The following is a 1,098-nucleotide window of genomic DNA, read 5'->3' on the forward strand; positions in this document are numbered from 1 at the left end:
TCCTTCCCATCCCGAACAGGACAGTGAAACGCCTCTGCGCCAATGATAGTGCGGATTCCCGTGTGAAAGTAGGTCATCGTCAGGCTCCCAACGCCAAAAACGCCCAGTCGCTTGACTGGGCGTTTTTTTTTGTTTTTTATGCCGCATAGTATGCGGTATGCGGTAAGCGTGTCGGTGCCGAGTAAGCGGGCAGCCACCCCATCTTGACCACAGTACCAAAGCTGTGGCAGTTGCCGGAAATCAAACAACTTGAATTTGCGGCTGCCAGCGATGAGGCAAGAGTTCATGAATCTGACTGGCACGCTGAGTGGGCAGGCGGGTCAACACATCTTTCAAGTAGGCATACGGATCATGCCCATTGATCCTGGCACTCTGGATCAGACTCATCACCGCAGCAGCGCGCTTGCCCGCGCGCAGTGAACCGGCAAACAACCAGTTGTTGCGCCCGATGGCAATCGGTCGGATCTGGTTCTCAATATGGTTGTTGTCAATGGGCAGATGCCCATCAGAGAGGAAGCGCGTGAGCGGCCCCCAACGTCTGAGGCTGTAATCAAGCGCCTTGGCCGTAGCCGAGCCATCCGTTATCTTTTGGCGATTCAGCATCAGCCACTGATGCAAAGCATCCAGCAGTGGTTTTGATGTCTCCTGGCGTATTCGCCTTCGCGCGTCTGGATCGAGCTCTTTGACTTCACGCTCAATCTCGTAGACCCTGGCGATCTGCTGCAGCGCACTGTGCGCAATCTGACTCTTGTTACTGGCATGCAAATCAAAGAACTTGCGCCGGGCATGCGCCAGACAACCCACTTCGGTGACACCCTGTGTCATCAGTTGCTTGTAGCCACTGAAGTCATCACAGACCAAGTGGCCACGCCAGTCACCCAGAAACAGTTTGGCATGCTCCCCGGCACGGCTGTCGCAGAAGTCATAGACCACTGCCTTGGTGTCCTCAAAGGCACCAGCAGCATAGGCCCACAGATAAGCGCGGTGCGTTTTACCGGTACCGGGCTTGAGCATCTGTACCGGCGTCTCATCGGCATGAATCACGCTGTGGCTGAGGATGTCGGCTTTGAGTGCATCAACCAAGGCTTGCAACTGCAC

1 protein-coding gene is annotated in these 1,098 nt (G+C 55.5%); it reads right to left on the reverse strand.

Annotated features, from left to right (window positions below):
• Positions 1–240: 240 nt before the first annotated feature.
• A partial coding sequence (locus LHU53_RS19580) for an IS66 family transposase (protein ID WP_227334465.1) occupies positions 241–1,098 on the reverse strand: 858 nt, incomplete at its 5' end.

The sequence above is a fragment of the Rhodoferax sp. U2-2l genome, assembly GCF_020594515.1.
Taxonomy (GTDB): Bacteria; Pseudomonadota; Gammaproteobacteria; order Burkholderiales; family Burkholderiaceae_C; genus Rhodoferax.